This is a genomic window from Pseudomonas proteolytica (assembly GCF_007858275.1).
GTDB classification, from domain to species: Bacteria; Pseudomonadota; Gammaproteobacteria; order Pseudomonadales; family Pseudomonadaceae; genus Aquipseudomonas; species Aquipseudomonas proteolytica.
The window spans coordinates 207,964-223,351 of sequence record NZ_VFEV01000001.1 but is presented as its reverse complement, the minus strand read 5'-3'; the positions used below and the strand labels follow the sequence as shown (position 1 = coordinate 223,351).

16 protein-coding genes are annotated in these 15,388 nt (G+C 59.6%); 13 read left to right on the top strand and 3 right to left on the bottom strand.

The annotated features are described in order from the left end of the window. Positions 1–31: 31 nt before the first annotated feature. The 8 genes from rplM to FIV38_RS01000 all read left to right on the top strand — a co-directional run bounded on the left by rplM (position 32) and on the right by FIV38_RS01000 (position 5,820). Positions 32–460, top strand: coding sequence for a 50S ribosomal protein L13 (gene rplM, locus FIV38_RS01035; protein WP_029291908.1), 429 nt, complete (start codon positions 32–34; stop codon positions 458–460). A 14-nt stretch (positions 461–474) separates the two neighbouring features. Next, positions 475–867, top strand: a complete 393-nt coding sequence (gene rpsI / locus FIV38_RS01030; protein ID WP_003171743.1) for a 30S ribosomal protein S9 — start codon at positions 475–477, stop codon at positions 865–867. A 267-nt stretch (positions 868–1,134) separates the two neighbouring features. Then, positions 1,135–1,728 carry a ubiquinol-cytochrome c reductase iron-sulfur subunit gene (gene petA / locus FIV38_RS01025; protein ID WP_029291905.1) on the top strand — a complete coding sequence of 198 codons (594 nt, stop codon included), beginning with the start codon at positions 1,135–1,137 and terminating at the stop codon, positions 1,726–1,728. Next, on the top strand, positions 1,728–2,939 hold the full coding sequence (locus FIV38_RS01020) for a cytochrome b (protein ID WP_003188526.1): 1,212 nt from the start codon (positions 1,728–1,730) through the stop codon (positions 2,937–2,939). Before petA ends, FIV38_RS01020 begins: the two co-directional genes overlap by 1 nt. Continuing rightward, positions 2,939–3,718, top strand: coding sequence for a cytochrome c1 (locus FIV38_RS01015; RefSeq protein ID WP_029291902.1), 780 nt, complete (start codon positions 2,939–2,941; stop codon positions 3,716–3,718). Before FIV38_RS01020 ends, FIV38_RS01015 begins: the two co-directional genes overlap by 1 nt. Before the next feature lie 150 nt (positions 3,719–3,868). Beyond that, positions 3,869–4,486, top strand: coding sequence for a glutathione S-transferase N-terminal domain-containing protein (locus FIV38_RS01010; protein ID WP_027604841.1), 618 nt, complete (start codon positions 3,869–3,871; stop codon positions 4,484–4,486). Between the two features lie 17 nt (positions 4,487–4,503). Continuing rightward, positions 4,504–4,920 (top strand): ClpXP protease specificity-enhancing factor, encoded by a 417-nt coding sequence (locus FIV38_RS01005; protein WP_029291899.1) that lies wholly within the window; start codon positions 4,504–4,506, stop codon positions 4,918–4,920. Between the two features lie 150 nt (positions 4,921–5,070). Beyond that, the gene (locus tag FIV38_RS01000) at positions 5,071–5,820 is read left to right on the top strand and encodes a FadR/GntR family transcriptional regulator (RefSeq protein ID WP_029291897.1); all 750 of its coding nucleotides are present in this window, start codon (positions 5,071–5,073) and stop codon (positions 5,818–5,820) included. 48 nt (positions 5,821–5,868) lie between these two features. Here the strand turns inward: FIV38_RS01000 and FIV38_RS00995 are convergent, their stop codons facing one another. Beyond that, positions 5,869–7,023: a phospholipase gene (locus FIV38_RS00995; RefSeq protein ID WP_092238292.1), complete on the bottom strand. Its 1,155-nt coding sequence runs from the start codon at positions 7,021–7,023 to the stop codon at positions 5,869–5,871. A gap of 228 nt (positions 7,024–7,251) precedes the next feature. On the opposite strand from FIV38_RS00995, the gene kdgD reads away from it, so the two are divergent. The 5 genes from kdgD to FIV38_RS00970 all read left to right on the top strand — a co-directional run bounded on the left by kdgD (position 7,252) and on the right by FIV38_RS00970 (position 13,817). Continuing rightward, a complete protein-coding gene (gene kdgD, locus FIV38_RS00990; protein ID WP_029291893.1) occupies positions 7,252–8,163 on the top strand; it encodes a 5-dehydro-4-deoxyglucarate dehydratase in 912 nt (303 codons plus the stop codon). Positions 8,164–8,217: 54 nt separating this feature from the next. Continuing rightward, positions 8,218–9,663, top strand: coding sequence for an aldehyde dehydrogenase family protein (locus FIV38_RS00985; RefSeq protein WP_092238289.1), 1,446 nt, complete (start codon positions 8,218–8,220; stop codon positions 9,661–9,663). 120 nt (positions 9,664–9,783) lie between these two features. Further along, on the top strand, positions 9,784–11,148 hold the full coding sequence (locus FIV38_RS00980; RefSeq protein ID WP_029291889.1) for an MFS transporter: 1,365 nt from the start codon (positions 9,784–9,786) through the stop codon (positions 11,146–11,148). Between the two features lie 12 nt (positions 11,149–11,160). Next, a complete protein-coding gene (gene garD, locus FIV38_RS00975; RefSeq protein WP_092238286.1) occupies positions 11,161–12,714 on the top strand; it encodes a galactarate dehydratase in 1,554 nt (517 codons plus the stop codon). A gap of 161 nt (positions 12,715–12,875) precedes the next feature. Continuing rightward, the gene (locus tag FIV38_RS00970) at positions 12,876–13,817 is read left to right on the top strand and encodes an AEC family transporter (RefSeq protein ID WP_092238283.1); all 942 of its coding nucleotides are present in this window, start codon (positions 12,876–12,878) and stop codon (positions 13,815–13,817) included. A gap of 105 nt (positions 13,818–13,922) precedes the next feature. Here the strand turns inward: FIV38_RS00970 and FIV38_RS00965 are convergent, their stop codons facing one another. Then, positions 13,923–14,306, bottom strand: a complete 384-nt coding sequence (locus FIV38_RS00965; protein ID WP_092238280.1) for a carboxymuconolactone decarboxylase family protein — start codon at positions 14,304–14,306, stop codon at positions 13,923–13,925. Beyond that, complete coding sequence (locus tag FIV38_RS00960; protein ID WP_032866451.1) at positions 14,303–15,349, bottom strand: calcium/sodium antiporter; 1,047 nt, start codon at positions 15,347–15,349, stop codon at positions 14,303–14,305. The genes FIV38_RS00965 and FIV38_RS00960 overlap by 4 nt, the downstream gene beginning before the upstream one ends. Positions 15,350–15,388 lie beyond the last annotated feature (39 nt).

Genomic DNA, 15,388 nt, shown 5'->3' with positions numbered 1-15,388 from the left:
TTTACAGGGCGGCCCCTGAGGCTATTAAAGAATGACAACTTTTACTGCAAAACCGGAAACAGTTCAGCGCGACTGGTTTGTCGTCGACGCCGCTGGTCAGACCCTGGGTCGTCTGGCCACTGAAGTCGCCAGCCGTCTGCGTGGCAAGCACAAGCCTGAGTACACCCCTCACGTTGATACCGGTGACTACATCGTAATCATCAACGCTGAGCAGGTTCGTGTAACCGGCAACAAAGCAAGCGACAAAATGTACTACCGTCACTCCGGTTTCCCAGGCGGTATCAAGTCTTCGAACTTCGAAGGCCTGATTGCCAAGAAGCCTGAAGCCCCGATCGAGATCGCGGTTAAAGGTATGCTGCCGAAGGGCCCACTGGGTCGCGACATGTATCGCAAGCTGAAAGTCTATGCGGGCGCTGCTCACCCTCATGCTGCTCAGCAGCCCCAAGAACTGAAGTTTTAACGGAATAGTTCATTATGTCGGCGACTCAAAATTACGGCACTGGCCGTCGCAAAACCGCAACCGCACGCGTTTTCCTGCGTCCGGGCACTGGTAACATCTCGATCAACAACCGCACTCTGGACAACTTCTTCGGCCGCGAAACTGCCCGCATGGTAGTTCGTCAGCCGCTGGAACTGACCGAGACCGTTGAAAAGTTCGACATCTACGTCACCGTTATCGGTGGCGGTGTAAGTGGTCAAGCTGGCGCAATCCGCCACGGTATCACTCGCGCTCTGATGCAGTACGACGAAACCCTGCGCGGCGCTCTGCGCAAAGCTGGCTTCGTGACTCGTGATGCCCGTGAAGTTGAACGTAAGAAAGTCGGTCTGCGTAAAGCGCGTAAGCGTCCGCAGTACTCGAAGCGTTAATTCGCTTTACGTTCCACAAAAACGCCCAGCCTCCTCACGGAGCTGGGCGTTTTTTATTGCCCGCGTTTTGTGCGGGTTTTTTCTGTGTGACAACTTGCCACATCCGTAGACCCCCTATACTACAAGGCTTGGAGGCTAGGCTGCGGGTAATTACCTTGTCAGAGGTGGGGCTTTTCATTACCATTCGGCAAAATTTTTATAAGTTCAGATTTAATACTTAGTAGACGCCTGATTTAACAGGCCAAAAAGCTGATGGGAGAGGACTGAATGAGCAATGACGGCGTGAATGCAGGCCGGCGTCGCTTCTTGGTAGCAGCCACATCCGTGGTGGGTGCTGCAGGAGCGGTGGGGGCTGCGGTCCCGTTCGTGGGGTCATGGTTTCCCAGTGCCAAGGCGAAAGCCGCAGGTGCACCGGTGAAGGTGAATGTCAGCAAGATCGAGCCAGGCCAGCAGATGATTGCTGAGTGGCGCGGCCAGCCAGTATTCATCGTTCGTCGTACCGAGGAAATCCTGGGGAATCTGAAGAAGATCGAGGGCCAGTTGTCTGACCCCGAGTCCAAGAATTCCGAACAACCCGCCTACGCCCAAAACGAAGTGCGTTCGATCAAGCCAGAGATCCTGCTGCTGGTCGGTCTTTGCACCCACCTGGGCTGCTCGCCGACCTTCCGCCCGGAAGTCGCGCCAGTGGACCTGGGCAAGGACTGGGTCGGCGGCTATTTCTGCCCTTGCCACGGTTCCCACTACGACCTGGCCGGTCGCGTCTACAAATCCCAGCCTGCCCCGTTGAACCTGCCGGTTCCGCCGCACAACTACGAATCTGACGACGTTATTGTCATTGGTGTCGATAAGGAGAGCGCGTAATGAGCAAGTTCATGGATTGGGTGGATGCGCGCTTCCCCGCCACCAAAATGTGGGAAGACCATCTCAGCAAGTATTACGCGCCGAAGAACTTCAACTTCTTCTATTTCTTTGGTTCCCTGGCATTGCTGGTACTGGTCAATCAGATCGTTACCGGTGTCTGGCTGACCATGAGCTACACCCCGTCGGCGGAAGAAGCATTCGCCTCCGTCGAATACATCATGCGTGATGTCGAGTACGGCTCGATCCTGCGCCTGCTGCACTCCACTGGCGCTTCGGCGTTCTTCATCGTGGTCTATCTGCACATGTTCCGTGGCTTGCTCTACGGGTCGTACCAGAAGCCACGTGAGCTGGTGTGGGTGTTTGGCATGCTGATCTACCTGGCGCTGATGGCAGAGGCCTTCATGGGCTACCTGCTGCCTTGGGGCCAGATGTCCTACTGGGGTGCCCAGGTGATCATCTCGCTGTTTGGCGCGATCCCGGTCATCGGCAATGACCTGACCCAGTGGATCCGTGGTGACTACCTGATCTCGGGCATCACCCTGAACCGCTTCTTTGCCTTGCATGTGGTGGCCTTGCCGATCGTGATTCTCGGCCTGGTAGTGCTGCACATCCTGGCGCTGCACGAAGTGGGTTCGAACAACCCGGACGGCGTGGACATCAAGAAGCACAAGGACGAGAACGGCATTCCGCTGGACGGCATTCCATTCCACCCTTACTACACCGTCAAGGATATCGTCGGCGTGGTGGTGTTCCTGTTTGTGTTCTGCTCGATCGTGTTCTTCTTCCCGGAAATGGGCGGCTATTTCCTTGAGAAGCCGAACTTCGAACAGGCGAACGCCTTCAAGACCCCGGAACACATTGCCCCGGTCTGGTACTTCACGCCGTTCTACGCCATTTTGCGGGCGATCCCCGACAAGCTCATGGGCGTTATCGCCATGGGTGCAGCCATTGCCGTGCTGTTCGTGTTGCCGTGGCTTGACCGTAGCCCGGTCAAGTCCATGCGCTACAAAGGCTGGCTGAGCAAGATCTGGCTGTGGGTGTTCTGCATCTCGTTCGTGATCCTGGGCGTGCTGGGCGTATTGGCGCCAACCCCTGAGCGGACGTTGTTGTCGCAGGTCTGCACCTTCCTGTACTTCGCCTACTTCATTCTGATGCCGTTCTACACCCGGCTCGAGAAGACAAAACCGGTTCCGGAAAGGGTGACTGGCTGATGAAAAAATTATTTGCTGCATTGATTCTTGCTGCCCTGCCGGTACTGTCCTTCGCGGCCGAGCACGGCGCGGAACTGGAAAAAGTCGACATCGACGTTTCTGACAAGGCTGCCATGCAAGACGGCGCCCGTACGTTCGCCAACTACTGCATGGGCTGCCACAGCGCCAAGTTCCAGCGTTACGAGCGGGTTGCCGACGACCTGGGTATCCCCCATGAGCTGATGCTCAAGAACCTGGTGTTCACCGGCGCCAAGATTGGTGACCACATGAACATCGGCATGCAACCGGCCGACGCCAAGGCCTGGTTCGGGGCTGCACCGCCCGACCTGACCCTGGTAGCGCGCGTACGCGGCACCGACTGGCTGTATGGCTACCTGAAGTCGTTCTACGAAGACCCTACACGTCCATGGGGCGTGAACAACAAGGTGTTCCCGAACGTCGGTATGCCTAACGTGCTGGTCGGCCTGCAAGGGCGTCAGGTGGTAGGATGCAAGCAGGTTCAAGTCGTGGAAAACGGCAAGAAGCAATATGACCCGCTGACCGGCACGCCGTTGACCCATGAGGCCTGTGATCAACTGACCATCGTGCCCAAGAGCGGTGCGCTGAACGAGGAGCAGTTCGACGAGAAGGTCAAGAACCTGGTGACCTTCCTGGCGTACTCCGCCAACCCGGTCAAACTGGAGCATCAACGCATCGGTACCTATGTGTTGCTGTACCTGGCTTTCTTCTTCGTATTCGCTTATTTGCTCAAGCGTGAATACTGGAAGGATGTGCATTGATCCAACCTTAGGCAATTGCTGTTAATCTTGCGCGCCCAGCGACGTCTCTGAACGGGTAACGCTCTGGTTGATCCAGGTGTTACGGGAGATGCTTTCTGGGCGCGCTCGTTTTTGAGCTTTCGATAATTTCAACAAGCGAGGAGGACCGCCATGGGCGTGACCAACCGGTTGGCCTGTTACTCCGACCCCGCCGACCACTATTCCCACCGAGTACGCATCGTGCTCGCAGAGAAGGGTGTCAGCGCCGAGATCATCAGTGTGGAGGTGGGTCGTCATCCGCCGAAACTGATCGAAGTGAACCCTTACGGCAGCTTGCCCACCCTGGTCGATCGTGACCTGGCGTTGTGGGAGTCAACCGTGGTGATGGAATATCTGGATGAGCGTTACCCCCATCCACCTTTGCTGCCGGTGTATCCGGTGGCGCGTGCCAACAGCCGCTTGCTGATCCATCGGATCCAGCGTGACTGGTGTGGGCTGGTGGATCTGATTCTGGATACACGCAGCAAAGAAGCGGCCCGTGTGCAGGCGCGCAAGGAATTGCGCGAGAGCCTGACCGGCGTTTCACCGTTATTCGCCGACAAACCTTTTTTCCTCAGTGAGGAACAAAGCCTGGTGGATTGCTGCCTATTACCCATACTCTGGCGTTTGCCGATTTTGGGCATTGAATTGCCGCGGCCTGCCAAGCCGCTGCTTGATTACATGGAGCGCCAGTTTGCGCGTGAGGCTTTCCAGGCAAGTCTGTCTGGCGTCGAACGTGATATGCGCTAAGGCTTAAGGAGCCGTTGATGAACTCCAGTCGACCTTATCTGGTCCGCGCGCTCTATGAGTGGATTGTGGATAACGATTGCACCCCGCACATGCTGGTCAATTCCGAGTTTCCTGCGGTGCAGGTGCCACAAGGTTTTGCCAGTGACGGACAGATTGTCCTGAACGTTTCGCCCAGTGCCGTACGCCAACTGCACATGGACAATGAAGCGGTCAGCTTTGAAGGGCGTTTTGGTGGTGTACCCCATACGCTCTATGTGCCCATCGGCGCGATTCTGGGCATTTATGCCCGGGAAAATGGCCAGGGCATGGTGTTTGATCTGGAGTCGTCGCTTGACGACGACGAAGCGATCGAAGTTGAAGATGACGACCTGCCGCCGCCTGACTCCGAGCCGCCGCGCCCTACGGGCCGGCCGAGCTTGAAAGTGGTGAAGTGATGGAGCATGTGCCTGCGGGCACGTGCTGAAAAAATGCCCCGGCTTTGGCCGGGGTATTTTTTTGCGCGCTACAAAGTCGCGGTGAGCGGTGATCGTACAACCTGCTTGGGCTATGATGCGCCTTCAGATCATCGAGATAATTGGTTACCCATGGAAAACCTCAGCACCGCCCCGCGTCTTCCCCGCAAGCGTCGCAGCCTTGCCCAGGAACTGGTCACGGTGTTGTCCGAGCAGATCCGCGACGGCCAGCTCAATCGTGGGGATAAGTTGCCCACCGAGTCAGCGATCATGGAAGCCCATGGGGTCAGCCGTACGGTGGTGCGCGAGGCGATCTCGCGCCTGCAGGCGGCCGGGCAGGTGGAGACCCGGCATGGCATCGGCACCTTTGTGCTGGATACGCCGAGCCCCAGCGGGTTCCGGATCGATCCGGCGACGGTGGTGACGTTGCGCGATGTGTTGGCGATTCTGGAACTGCGCATCAGCCTGGAAGTGGAATCCGCCGGCCTCGCGGCCCAGCGTCGCAGCGACGAACAGTTGGCCGCGATGCGCGCCGCCCTCGATGCCTTGAATGAAAGTGCGGCGCACGCCAGCGATGCAGTGGCGTCGGACTTCCAGTTCCATCTGCAGATTGCGTTGTCCACCGGCAATCGCTACTTCACCGATATCATGACGCACCTGGGCACCAGCATTATCCCGCGTACGCGCCTGAACTCAGCGCGCCTGGCCCATGATGACCAGCAGCACTACATGAGCCGCCTGAGCCGTGAGCACGAAGAAATTTACGAAGCGATCGCCCGCCAGGATTCGGATGCGGCGCGAGCGGCGATGCGCCTGCACCTGACAAACAGCCGCGAGCGGTTGCGCCAGGCACATGAAGAGGCGCAGGCGCAGCGCGGCTGATGCTCGTCGATGGCGCAGACGCCGGCGTCCCGGCATCTGCGCCTGGTTTCAGGCTGGCGTATTGGGTGTGTAGTTTTGCAGCAGCAGGTAGGTGCTCCAGCCCCACCAATCATTCGTCCACTGTTTGTCGTTGAGGTTGTTGACGTCCTTGCGTCGCAGCACCTTGTCGCCCTCGGCCTTGAACAGCGGTGAGAAGTTAGTGCTCGGGTTGTTCACCGCATTCAGGTCCGGCACGTACAGCGGTGCCTTGTACGTGGCCGGGGAGGGCAGGATGCCACTGACATAGGCCTCGAAAATCTCATCGGCCGAGGCCTGCACCGCGCGTTTGACCTGAGCGCGGTTGGCCGCATCATTGCTGTCGAAATAGCGTTTGTCCCCATAGGCGTGCCACTCATCGCCCAGTGCGTTGCGTACCTTGAGCCCGAACTTGCTGTCTTCGTCATGCATGAAGCGGCTGATCAACGACCCCAGCTCACCCGGTGTGACTACGCGAGCCAGTTGCTTGCGCGGTACGCGCAGGTGCCCAGCGGAAAACAGGTCGGTCAAAAAGTGATCAGCAAAACTGTTCATGGCATAAGCCAGTTCCAATTGCTGGTCGCTGCCACTTTGGTGGGCGACGACCGCTTGTTGCAGGGCGCCGGTATGCCCTGCCAGATAGGCTGACAGCGCCCATTCGCCGAAATGGTCGGCGTTGTCGGCGGCCAGCTTAAGGTAGCGCCCCAAGGGCACCATGGCTGAAACGACGCTGCCGCCGCCGGTGATGCGATTCCACTCTTCAGACAACGTATCTCCGAGTGCGTCATAGGCTTCATGGGCCTGCTTACCCTCCTTGATGGCCTGCTTGACCGCGTTGATCTCCTTTTGCATGACCGCGAGAATTTTGCCCGCTTCGTCCCGCGACGCCGGCAGCGTGGCCAGGGAGTTGAACGCGGCGGTAAAGCGCTGCACGCGCTCGGCTGGCGATGCACCGTCGCTGATGGGCTGGCCGGGGATCCCATAGAAATCACCGCCCAGGGCGATGATCTGGCCATAGGTCAAAGCCAGGCCATTAGGCAGATGCAGTTTGACTTGCGACCCCGGAATAGAGGGCTCGCCCTGTACGAACCGCAGTAGCGTCTCATCGCCAATAGCGGTGTGCTCGCCGCCTTCGAAGCGTAGGGAGGGGAGGGGCTTGCGGGTGATGACCGATTCAAGTTCTGACATGTTAGCTCCTTGCTATGTCGTAGGATTCTTCCTTGATAGCTGTATGTATATACAGCTATTGCAAGAATAGCGGAGCAATTTCCTACGTCAAGGGGGTTGCAAGTAAACGCCCTCGAGACCCATGCAAGTCGACGAAATAGTGTTGACGAATATTTTTATAGTTGTACGATGACGTACGACAACAAAAACCATTCCCCAGTATCAGTCGTTATCCAGGGTGTTCGAATAATGAATCCACAAGAACTGAAGTCCATCCTTTCCCACGGTCTGCTGTCTTTCCCGGTTACCGATTTCAATGCCCAGGGCGATTTCAACCAGGCGGGTTATATCAAGCGCCTGGAGTGGTTGGCCCCCTACGGTGCCACTGCCTTGTTCGCGGCGGGCGGCACGGGTGAGTTTTTCTCCCTGGCGGCGAGTGAATATTCCCAAGTGGTGAAAACCGCCGTTGATACCTGCGCCACCAGCGTGCCGATCCTCGCCGGTGTCGGCGGCTCCACGCGCCAAGCCATCGAATACGCCCAGGAAGCCGAGCGCCTGGGGGCCAAGGGTCTGCTGCTGCTGCCCCACTACTTGACCGAAGCCAGCCAGGACGGCGTCGCCGCCCATGTCGAGGCTGTGTGCAAGTCGGTAAAAATTGGTGTGGTGGTGTACAACCGCAACGTCTGCCGCCTGACCGCGCCACTGCTCGAACGCCTGGCCGAACGTTGCCCGAACCTGATCGGCTACAAGGATGGCCTGGGCGATATCGAACTGATGGTGTCGATCCGCCGTCGCCTGGGCGATCGTTTCAGCTACCTGGGCGGCCTGCCGACCGCAGAGGTTTACGCCGCGGCCTACAAGGCGCTTGGCGTCCCGGTGTATTCCTCGGCGGTGTTCAACTTCATTCCCAAAACCGCGATGGACTTCTACCACGCGATTGCCCGGGAAGATCACGCCACTGTCGACAAGATCATCGACGACTTCTTCTTGCCTTACCTCGACATCCGTAACCGCAAGGCCGGCTATGCCGTGAGCATCGTCAAGGCGGGTGCAAAAATCGCCGGCTATGACGCAGGCCCAGTGCGCACCCCGCTGACCGATCTGCTGCCAGAAGAATATGAAGCCCTGGCCGCGCTGATCGACAAGCAAGGTGCGCAATAACCCATGAATAAAGCCGCTGAGTGATCAGCGGCTTTTTGCGTCAGGAGAAGATTCGTGTCCCAAGCCAAGCGTTTTGACAACTACATCGGTGGCCAGTGGGTGGCCGGTGCTGACTACTCAAGCAATATCAACCCCTCGGACCTGTCGGATGTGATCGGCGAATTTGCCAAGGCCGATCTGGCCCAGGTCGACGCCGCCATCGACGCCGCGCGCGCGGCGTTCCCGGCGTGGTCGACTTCCGGCATCCAGGCCCGGCATGACGCCTTGGACAAAGTCGGCAGCGAGATCCTCGCCCGCCGCGAAGAACTCGGTACGCTGCTGGCCCGCGAAGAGGGCAAGACCCTGCCGGAAGCCATCGGCGAGGTGACCCGCGCCGGCAATATCTTCAAGTTCTTTGCCGGTGAGTGCCTGCGCCTGTCCGGTGATTACCTGCCGTCGGTGCGCCCAGGGGTGAATGTCGAAGTCACCCGCGAAGCCTTGGGCGTGGTGGGTCTGATCACCCCGTGGAACTTCCCGATTGCCATCCCCGCCTGGAAAATCGCCCCGGCCCTGGCCTATGGCAACTGCGTGGTGCTCAAACCGGCCGACCTGGTGCCCGGCTGCGCCTGGGCTCTGGCAGAAATCATCTCCCGCGCCGGCTTCCCCAGTGGCGTGTTCAACCTGGTGATGGGCAGTGGTCGCGTGGTCGGCGATGCGCTGGTCAACAGTTCGAAGGTCGATGGCATCAGCTTCACCGGTTCCGTGGGCGTGGGGCGGCAGATCGCGGTCAGCTGCGTGTCGCGCCAGGCCAAGGTGCAGTTGGAAATGGGCGGCAAGAATCCGCAGATCATTCTCGACGATGCTGACCTCAAGCAGGCCGTCGAACTGTCGGTGCAGAGTGCCTTCTACTCCACTGGCCAGCGCTGCACGGCATCGAGTCGCTTTATCGTGACGGCCGGGATTCATGATCGGTTTGTCGCGGCCATGGCCGAGCGCATGCAATCGATCAAGGTCGGCCATGCCCTGCATGCCGGTACGGATATCGGCCCGGTCGTGTCCCAGGCCCAGTTGGACCAGGACTTGAAGTACATCGATATCGGCCAAGGCGAAGGCGCGCGGTTGGTCAGCGGTGGTGGCCTGGTGACCTGCGACACCGAGGGCTATTTCCTGGCGCCGACACTGTTTGCCGACAGCGAGGCCGCCATGCGTATCAGCCGTGAAGAAATCTTCGGCCCAGTGGCCAACGTGGTGCGCGTGGCGGACTACGAGGCGGCGCTGGCCATGGCCAATGACACCGACTTCGGCCTGTCGGCGGGCATCGCGACCACCTCGCTCAAGTATGCCAACCACTTCAAGCGCCACTCCCAGGCCGGGATGGTGATGGTCAACCTGCCGACCGCAGGTGTGGATTATCACGTTCCCTTTGGTGGCCGGAAGGGTTCATCCTACGGTTCGCGTGAGCAAGGTCGCTATGCGCAAGAGTTCTACACCGTGGTGAAAACCAGCTACATCGGCTCATAAACCCAGCCCCGGAAAGAGGGGATTTCTGTAGGAGCGAGCAAGCTCGCTCCTACAAGAGCCAGCGTTACGCAACACACAACAATTACCCGCAAAAAAAATAATTAGTGGGAGTACATCTACATGCAAGCGACCAAGCCGACGCACGTCCGTTATTTGATCTTGCTCATGCTGTTCCTGGTGACGACGATCAACTACGCCGACCGCGCCACCATCGCCATCGCAGGTTCCAGCCTGCAAAAAGACCTCGGCATCGACGCCGTCACCCTCGGTTACATCTTCTCTGCTTTCGGTTGGGCCTACGTGGCCGGGCAAATCCCTGGCGGTTGGCTGCTGGACCGGTTCGGTTCGAAAAAAGTCTATGCCCTGAGCATCTTCACCTGGTCGCTGTTCACCGTGCTGCAAGGCTATGTCGGTGAATTCGGGGTCTCCACTGCGGTGGTTGCGCTGTTTATGTTGCGGTTCCTGGTGGGCCTGGCAGAGGCACCTTCTTTCCCCGGCAATGCGCGCATTGTCGCGGCCTGGTTCCCCACCGCCGAACGCGGTACGGCGTCGGCGATCTTCAACTCGGCGCAGTACTTCGCCACGGTATTGTTTGCACCCTTGATGGGGTGGATCGTCTACAGCTTCGGCTGGCAGCACGTATTTATCGTGATGGGCGTGATCGGCATCGTGTTCTCCCTGATCTGGCTGAAAGTGATCTACAGCCCGCGTCAGCACCCGCTGATCAACGAGGCCGAGTTCAATCACATCGCTGCCAATGGGGCGATGGTCGATATGGATCAGGACAAGGCCAAGGGTAAGAAAACCGACGGGCCGAAGTGGGATTACATCCGTCAGTTGCTGACCAATCGCATGATGCTCGGCGTGTACCTGGGCCAGTACTGCATCAACGGCATTACCTACTTCTTCCTGACCTGGTTCCCGGTGTACCTGGTACAGGATCGTGGCATGACCATCCTCAAGGCCGGCTTCATCGCGTCGCTCCCGGCGATCTGCGGCTTTATCGGCGGCGTGCTGGGCGGGGTGATTTCCGACTACCTGCTGCGCAAGGGCCATTCCCTGACTTTCGCGCGCAAGGCCCCGATCATTGCCGGCTTGCTGGTTTCCAGCAGCATCATTGCCTGCAACTACGTGGATGTGGAATGGATGGTCGTTGGCTTCATGGCCCTGGCCTTCTTCGGCAAAGGCGTTGGCGCACTGGGTTGGGCGGTGGTGTCTGACACCTCGCCAAAACAAATCGCCGGCCTTAGCGGCGGCCTGTTCAACACGTTTGGCAACCTGGCTTCCATCACCACGCCAATCGTGATTGGCTACATCATCAGCACCACCGGCTCGTTCAAGTGGGCCCTGGTGTTCGTCGGCGCCAATGCGCTGGTAGCAGTATTCAGTTACCTGGTGATTGTCGGCCCGATCAAGCGTGTGGTGCTCAATGAGCCGCCGAGCAAAGGCCCCGAGTTGACTAACCTTTCCCAAGCGCAATCCTGAAGGGGCCGTGTGATGCAGTTGATTGAACATGCCGACTCGCCGCGCTCCATCCGTTTGCACGAGCGCGACAATGTAGTGATTGTGGTCAACGACCAAGGCGTGCCGGCCGGGACCGAGTTCCCGGACGGCCTGGTGACCGTGGAGTTCATTCCCCAGAGCCACAAGGTGACCCTGGAAGATATCCCCCAAGGCGGTCAGATCATTCGCTACGGCCAAACTATCGGTTACGCCTTGCAGCCGATACCGCGCGGCAGTTGGGTCCAGGAAGACCAGCTGCGTATGCCCACCGCGCCGCCGCTGGACAGCTTGCCGCTGTCCACCGAAGTGCCCGAAGCCCAGGCGCCCTTGGAAGGTTTCACCTTCGAGGGCTATCGCAATGCGGATGGCACCGTGGGCACGCGCAATATCCTTGGCATCACCACTACTGTGCAGTGCGTGACCGGCGTGCTGGACCATGCGGTCAAGCGCATCAAGGACGAGTTGCTGCCCAAGTACCCGCATGTCGATGACGTGGTGGCACTGACCCACAGCTATGGTTGCGGCGTGGCCATCACCGCCACCGACGCCTATATCCCGATCCGCACCGTGCGCAATCTGGCGCGCAACCCGAACCTGGGTGGCGAAGCGTTGGTGATCAGCCTGGGCTGCGAGAAGTTGCAGGCCGGGCAGGTGATGCACGACAACGACAGCTCGGTGGACCTCAGCGAACCGTGGCTGTATCGCCTACAGGACGCCAGCCACGGTTTTACCGAAATGATCGAACAGATCATGGAACTGGCCGAAACCCGCCTGAAAAAACTCGACCTGCGCCGGCGGGAAACGGTACCGGCTGCGCAACTGATCCTCGGCATGCAATGTGGGGGGAGCGACGCGTTTTCCGGGATCACCGCCAACCCGGCGCTGGGCTATGCCTCGGACCTGTTGCTGCGGGCCGGGGCGACGGTGATGTTTTCCGAAGTGACTGAAGTGCGCGACGCCATTTACCTGCTGACTTCCCGCGCCGAAAACCAGGAAGTCGCCCGCGAACTGGTGCGGGAAATGGACTGGTACGACCGCTACCTGGCCAAGGGCGAGGCCGATCGCAGCGCCAACACCACGCCGGGCAACAAGAAGGGCGGCCTGTCGAACATTGTCGAGAAGTCCCTGGGCTCCATCGTCAAGTCCGGTAGCAGCGCGATCAATGGTGTGCTTGGGCCTGGCGAACGGTTCAAGGGCAAAGGCCTGATCTTTTGCGCGACGCCGGCCAGCGATTTTGTCTGTGGCACCTTGCAACTGGCGGCGGGGATGAACCTGCATGTGTTCACCACGGGGCGGGGCACGCCCTATGGGTTGGCGATGGCCCCCGTGGTGAAGGTCTCGACCCGTACGGAGTTGGCGCAGCGCTGGCCAGACCTGATCGATATCGATGCCGGAAGGATCGCGACTGGGCGTGCGACCATCGAGGAGTTGGGGTGGGAGTTGTTCCACTTCTACCTGGACGTGGCCAGCGGCAAAAAGCAGACCTGGGCCGAGCAGCACAAGCTGCACAATGACATCACCTTGTTCAACCCGGCGCCTATTACCTGAGACCGAGTTGCCTGTATTCGCGAGGAAGTCCGCTCCCACATCGACAGCGTCTATCAACATGTGGGAGCGGGCTTGCCCGCGATAGCGGTCTGCCAGGCGGCGCTGGGCTGTTTGGCTTATCATTAGCCACCTACCGAAGCTCACCCAAGGTTCTCCCCAGCATGCTGGCTATATTCCTGCAAACCCTGACAATCACCGCGCCGGTATTTGCCATGTTGTTTCTGGGCGTCCTGCTCAAGCGCATCAATTGGATCAACGACAACTTTATCCACACCGCATCGTCCCTGGTGTTCAACGTCACCATGCCGGCGTTGCTGTTTCTGGGGATTCTGCACGCCGACCTGCATTCGGCGCTCAAGCCAGAACTGCTGATCTATTTCTCTGTCGCCACGCTGGTCGGCTTTGCTCTGGCCTGGGGCTGGGCGATCTTTCGCTGCCCGCGTGAGGACCGGGGTATCTATACCCAAGGGGCATTTCGCGGTAACAACGGGGTGATCGGCCTGGCACTGGCGGCCAGCATGTATGGGGACTACGGCATTTCCCTCGGGGCGATCCTCGCGGGGTTGGTGATCCTGTTCTACAACACCCTGTCGACCATTGTGCTGGCGGTCTACAGCCCAGTGATCAAGTCTGACCCGTGGAGTATCTGCAAGAGCGTACTGGCCAACCCGCTGATCCTCAGTGTGATTGCTGCGACACCGTTTGCCTATTTCCAGATTGGCTTGCCCAATTGGCTGGAAACCTCCGGGCGGTACCTGGCCGATATGACGCTGCCCCTGGCACTGATCTGCATTGGCGGCACTCTGTCACTGGCCGCATTGCGCCAGAGCGGCAACATGGCATTAAGCGCCAGCCTGGTGAAGATGATCGGCCTGCCGCTCGTGGCGACCGTCGGCGCCTGGCTGTATGGCTTCCGGGGGCCGGAGTTGGGGATTCTGTTCCTGTATTTTGGCGCACCGACGGCCGCTGCCAGTTTTGTCATGGCCCGTGCGGCCCAGGGTAACCATGAGCTGGCGGCGGCGATTATCGTGATCACCACATTGATGGCGGCGGTGACCACCAATATCGGGATCTTTGTGCTGCAGGCGGGTGGCTGGGTGTAGGAGCGAGCTTGTTTCCGGGCGGCGTTCCGACGAAAAACGTTAACGATAACGCGTACATCCAGGTAGAGCGCGTCGCCCTGAAGTTTTTCGCGAGCAAGCTCGCTCCTACACAGGGGTTTGCTGATAACTGTCGATCACTTCTTGTGCCGCCCGAAACGCATCGATCGCCGCCGGCACGCCGGCATACACCGCGCAATGCAGCAGCGCTTCGCGAATTTCTTCAACAGTGCAGCCATTGTTCAGCGCACCGCGTACATGGCCCTTGAGCTCCTGCGGGCACTTCAAGGCGGTCAGCGCAGCGAGGGTAATCAGGCTGCGCGTCTTCAGCGGCAAGCCTTCACGGTTCCACACCCCGCCCCAGGCATGTTCGTTGACGAAGTCCTGCAACGGCTGGGTGAATTCGGTGGCATTGCCCAGGGCGCGGTCGACAAATGCATCGCCCATTACCTGGCGGCGCATTTCAACGCCGGATTTCGCTTGATCGGTCATTGCGACTCCCTCTTGTGTTGGCGGTGCCAGGCTCGCAGCGAGGTGAACAACAGGAAGGCCACCAGCGCTGGCAGGACGTAATACAGCATCAGTTGTTCCAGTTTGTTGGCCAGTGGCATGCCGGTGGTAAATGACACCACGTGCAGCCCGTACGCCAGGTACAGCCCCAGCAGCAGCAAGCCTTCGGCGCGGGTGATGCGGTAGCCGGTGTAAAACACGGGCAGGCACAACACCACGACGCCGAGCATCACCGGCAGGTCAAAATCCAGGGCGTTGGGCGACACCGACAAGGGCAGCGGCGCCACCAGCGCGGTAAAACCCAGAACCCCCAACAGGTTGAACAGGTTGCTGCCGATCACGTTCCCCACCGCAATCTCCCGCTCGCCGCGCAGGGCGGCGATCAGCGAGGTCGCCAGGCACGGCAGCGAGGTGCTGACGGCGACGATGGTCAGGCCGATCACCCGCTCGGACAGGCCCAGGTCGCTGGCCACTTCCACCGCTGCGCCCAGCACCAGATGCCCGGCGAACACCAGCAACACGAGCCCGCCGATCATCCACAGCAAACTGCTCAGCCACGGCGCCTGTACCACCGTGTCGCGGGTCCGCGGGCGGCGCGAATGGCGGGTCTGGTACAGCAACAGGCCCAGGTAGGCGAGCAGGGCGGCAAGCAAGGTCAGGCCGTCGAGCGGTGTCAGTGCTTCATCACTGGCGAGAATAAACAGCAGCATGCTGGCGCCGATCATCACCGGGATATCCAGGCGCACCAGTTGCCGCGAGACGCGCAGGGGAATAATCAGCGCCGAAAGACCCAGGGTGACGAGGATATTGAAGATGCTGCTGCCAATCACACTGCCCACGGCAATATCGGTATTGCCGGCCAGGGTGGCCTGCAGGCTGACGGCGATTTGCGGCGCGCTGCTGCCAAAGGCGACGATGCTCAAGCCAATGATCAGTGGCCGGACTTTGAGGCTGGCGGCCAGGCGCACGGCGGCGCGTACCAGCATTTCGGCACCGGCAATCAGTAGCAGCAGGCCGCTGGTCAGTTCAATCAGGCTTATGGGCGAAAGGGCGCTTAATCCGAA

Bases quoted from the DNA above. Each gene is read 5' to 3' on its own strand.
- rplM (WP_029291908.1), top strand. From the start codon at position 32: ATGACAACTTTTACTGCAAAACCGGAAACAGTTCAGCGCGACTGGTTT.
- rpsI (WP_003171743.1), top strand. From the start codon at position 475: ATGTCGGCGACTCAAAATTACGGCACTGGCCGTCGCAAAACCGCAACC.
- petA (WP_029291905.1), top strand. From the start codon at position 1,135: ATGAGCAATGACGGCGTGAATGCAGGCCGGCGTCGCTTCTTGGTAGCA.
- FIV38_RS01020 (WP_003188526.1), top strand. From the start codon at position 1,728: ATGAGCAAGTTCATGGATTGGGTGGATGCGCGCTTCCCCGCCACCAAA.
- FIV38_RS01015 (WP_029291902.1), top strand. From the start codon at position 2,939: ATGAAAAAATTATTTGCTGCATTGATTCTTGCTGCCCTGCCGGTACTG.
- FIV38_RS01010 (WP_027604841.1), top strand. From the start codon at position 3,869: ATGGGCGTGACCAACCGGTTGGCCTGTTACTCCGACCCCGCCGACCAC.
- FIV38_RS01005 (WP_029291899.1), top strand. From the start codon at position 4,504: ATGAACTCCAGTCGACCTTATCTGGTCCGCGCGCTCTATGAGTGGATT.
- FIV38_RS01000 (WP_029291897.1), top strand. From the start codon at position 5,071: ATGGAAAACCTCAGCACCGCCCCGCGTCTTCCCCGCAAGCGTCGCAGC.
- FIV38_RS00995 (WP_092238292.1), bottom strand. From the start codon at position 7,023: ATGTCAGAACTTGAATCGGTCATCACCCGCAAGCCCCTCCCCTCCCTA.
- kdgD (WP_029291893.1), top strand. From the start codon at position 7,252: ATGAATCCACAAGAACTGAAGTCCATCCTTTCCCACGGTCTGCTGTCT.
- FIV38_RS00980 (WP_029291889.1), top strand. From the start codon at position 9,784: ATGCAAGCGACCAAGCCGACGCACGTCCGTTATTTGATCTTGCTCATG.
- garD (WP_092238286.1), top strand. From the start codon at position 11,161: ATGCAGTTGATTGAACATGCCGACTCGCCGCGCTCCATCCGTTTGCAC.
- FIV38_RS00970 (WP_092238283.1), top strand. From the start codon at position 12,876: ATGCTGGCTATATTCCTGCAAACCCTGACAATCACCGCGCCGGTATTT.
- FIV38_RS00965 (WP_092238280.1), bottom strand. From the start codon at position 14,306: ATGACCGATCAAGCGAAATCCGGCGTTGAAATGCGCCGCCAGGTAATG.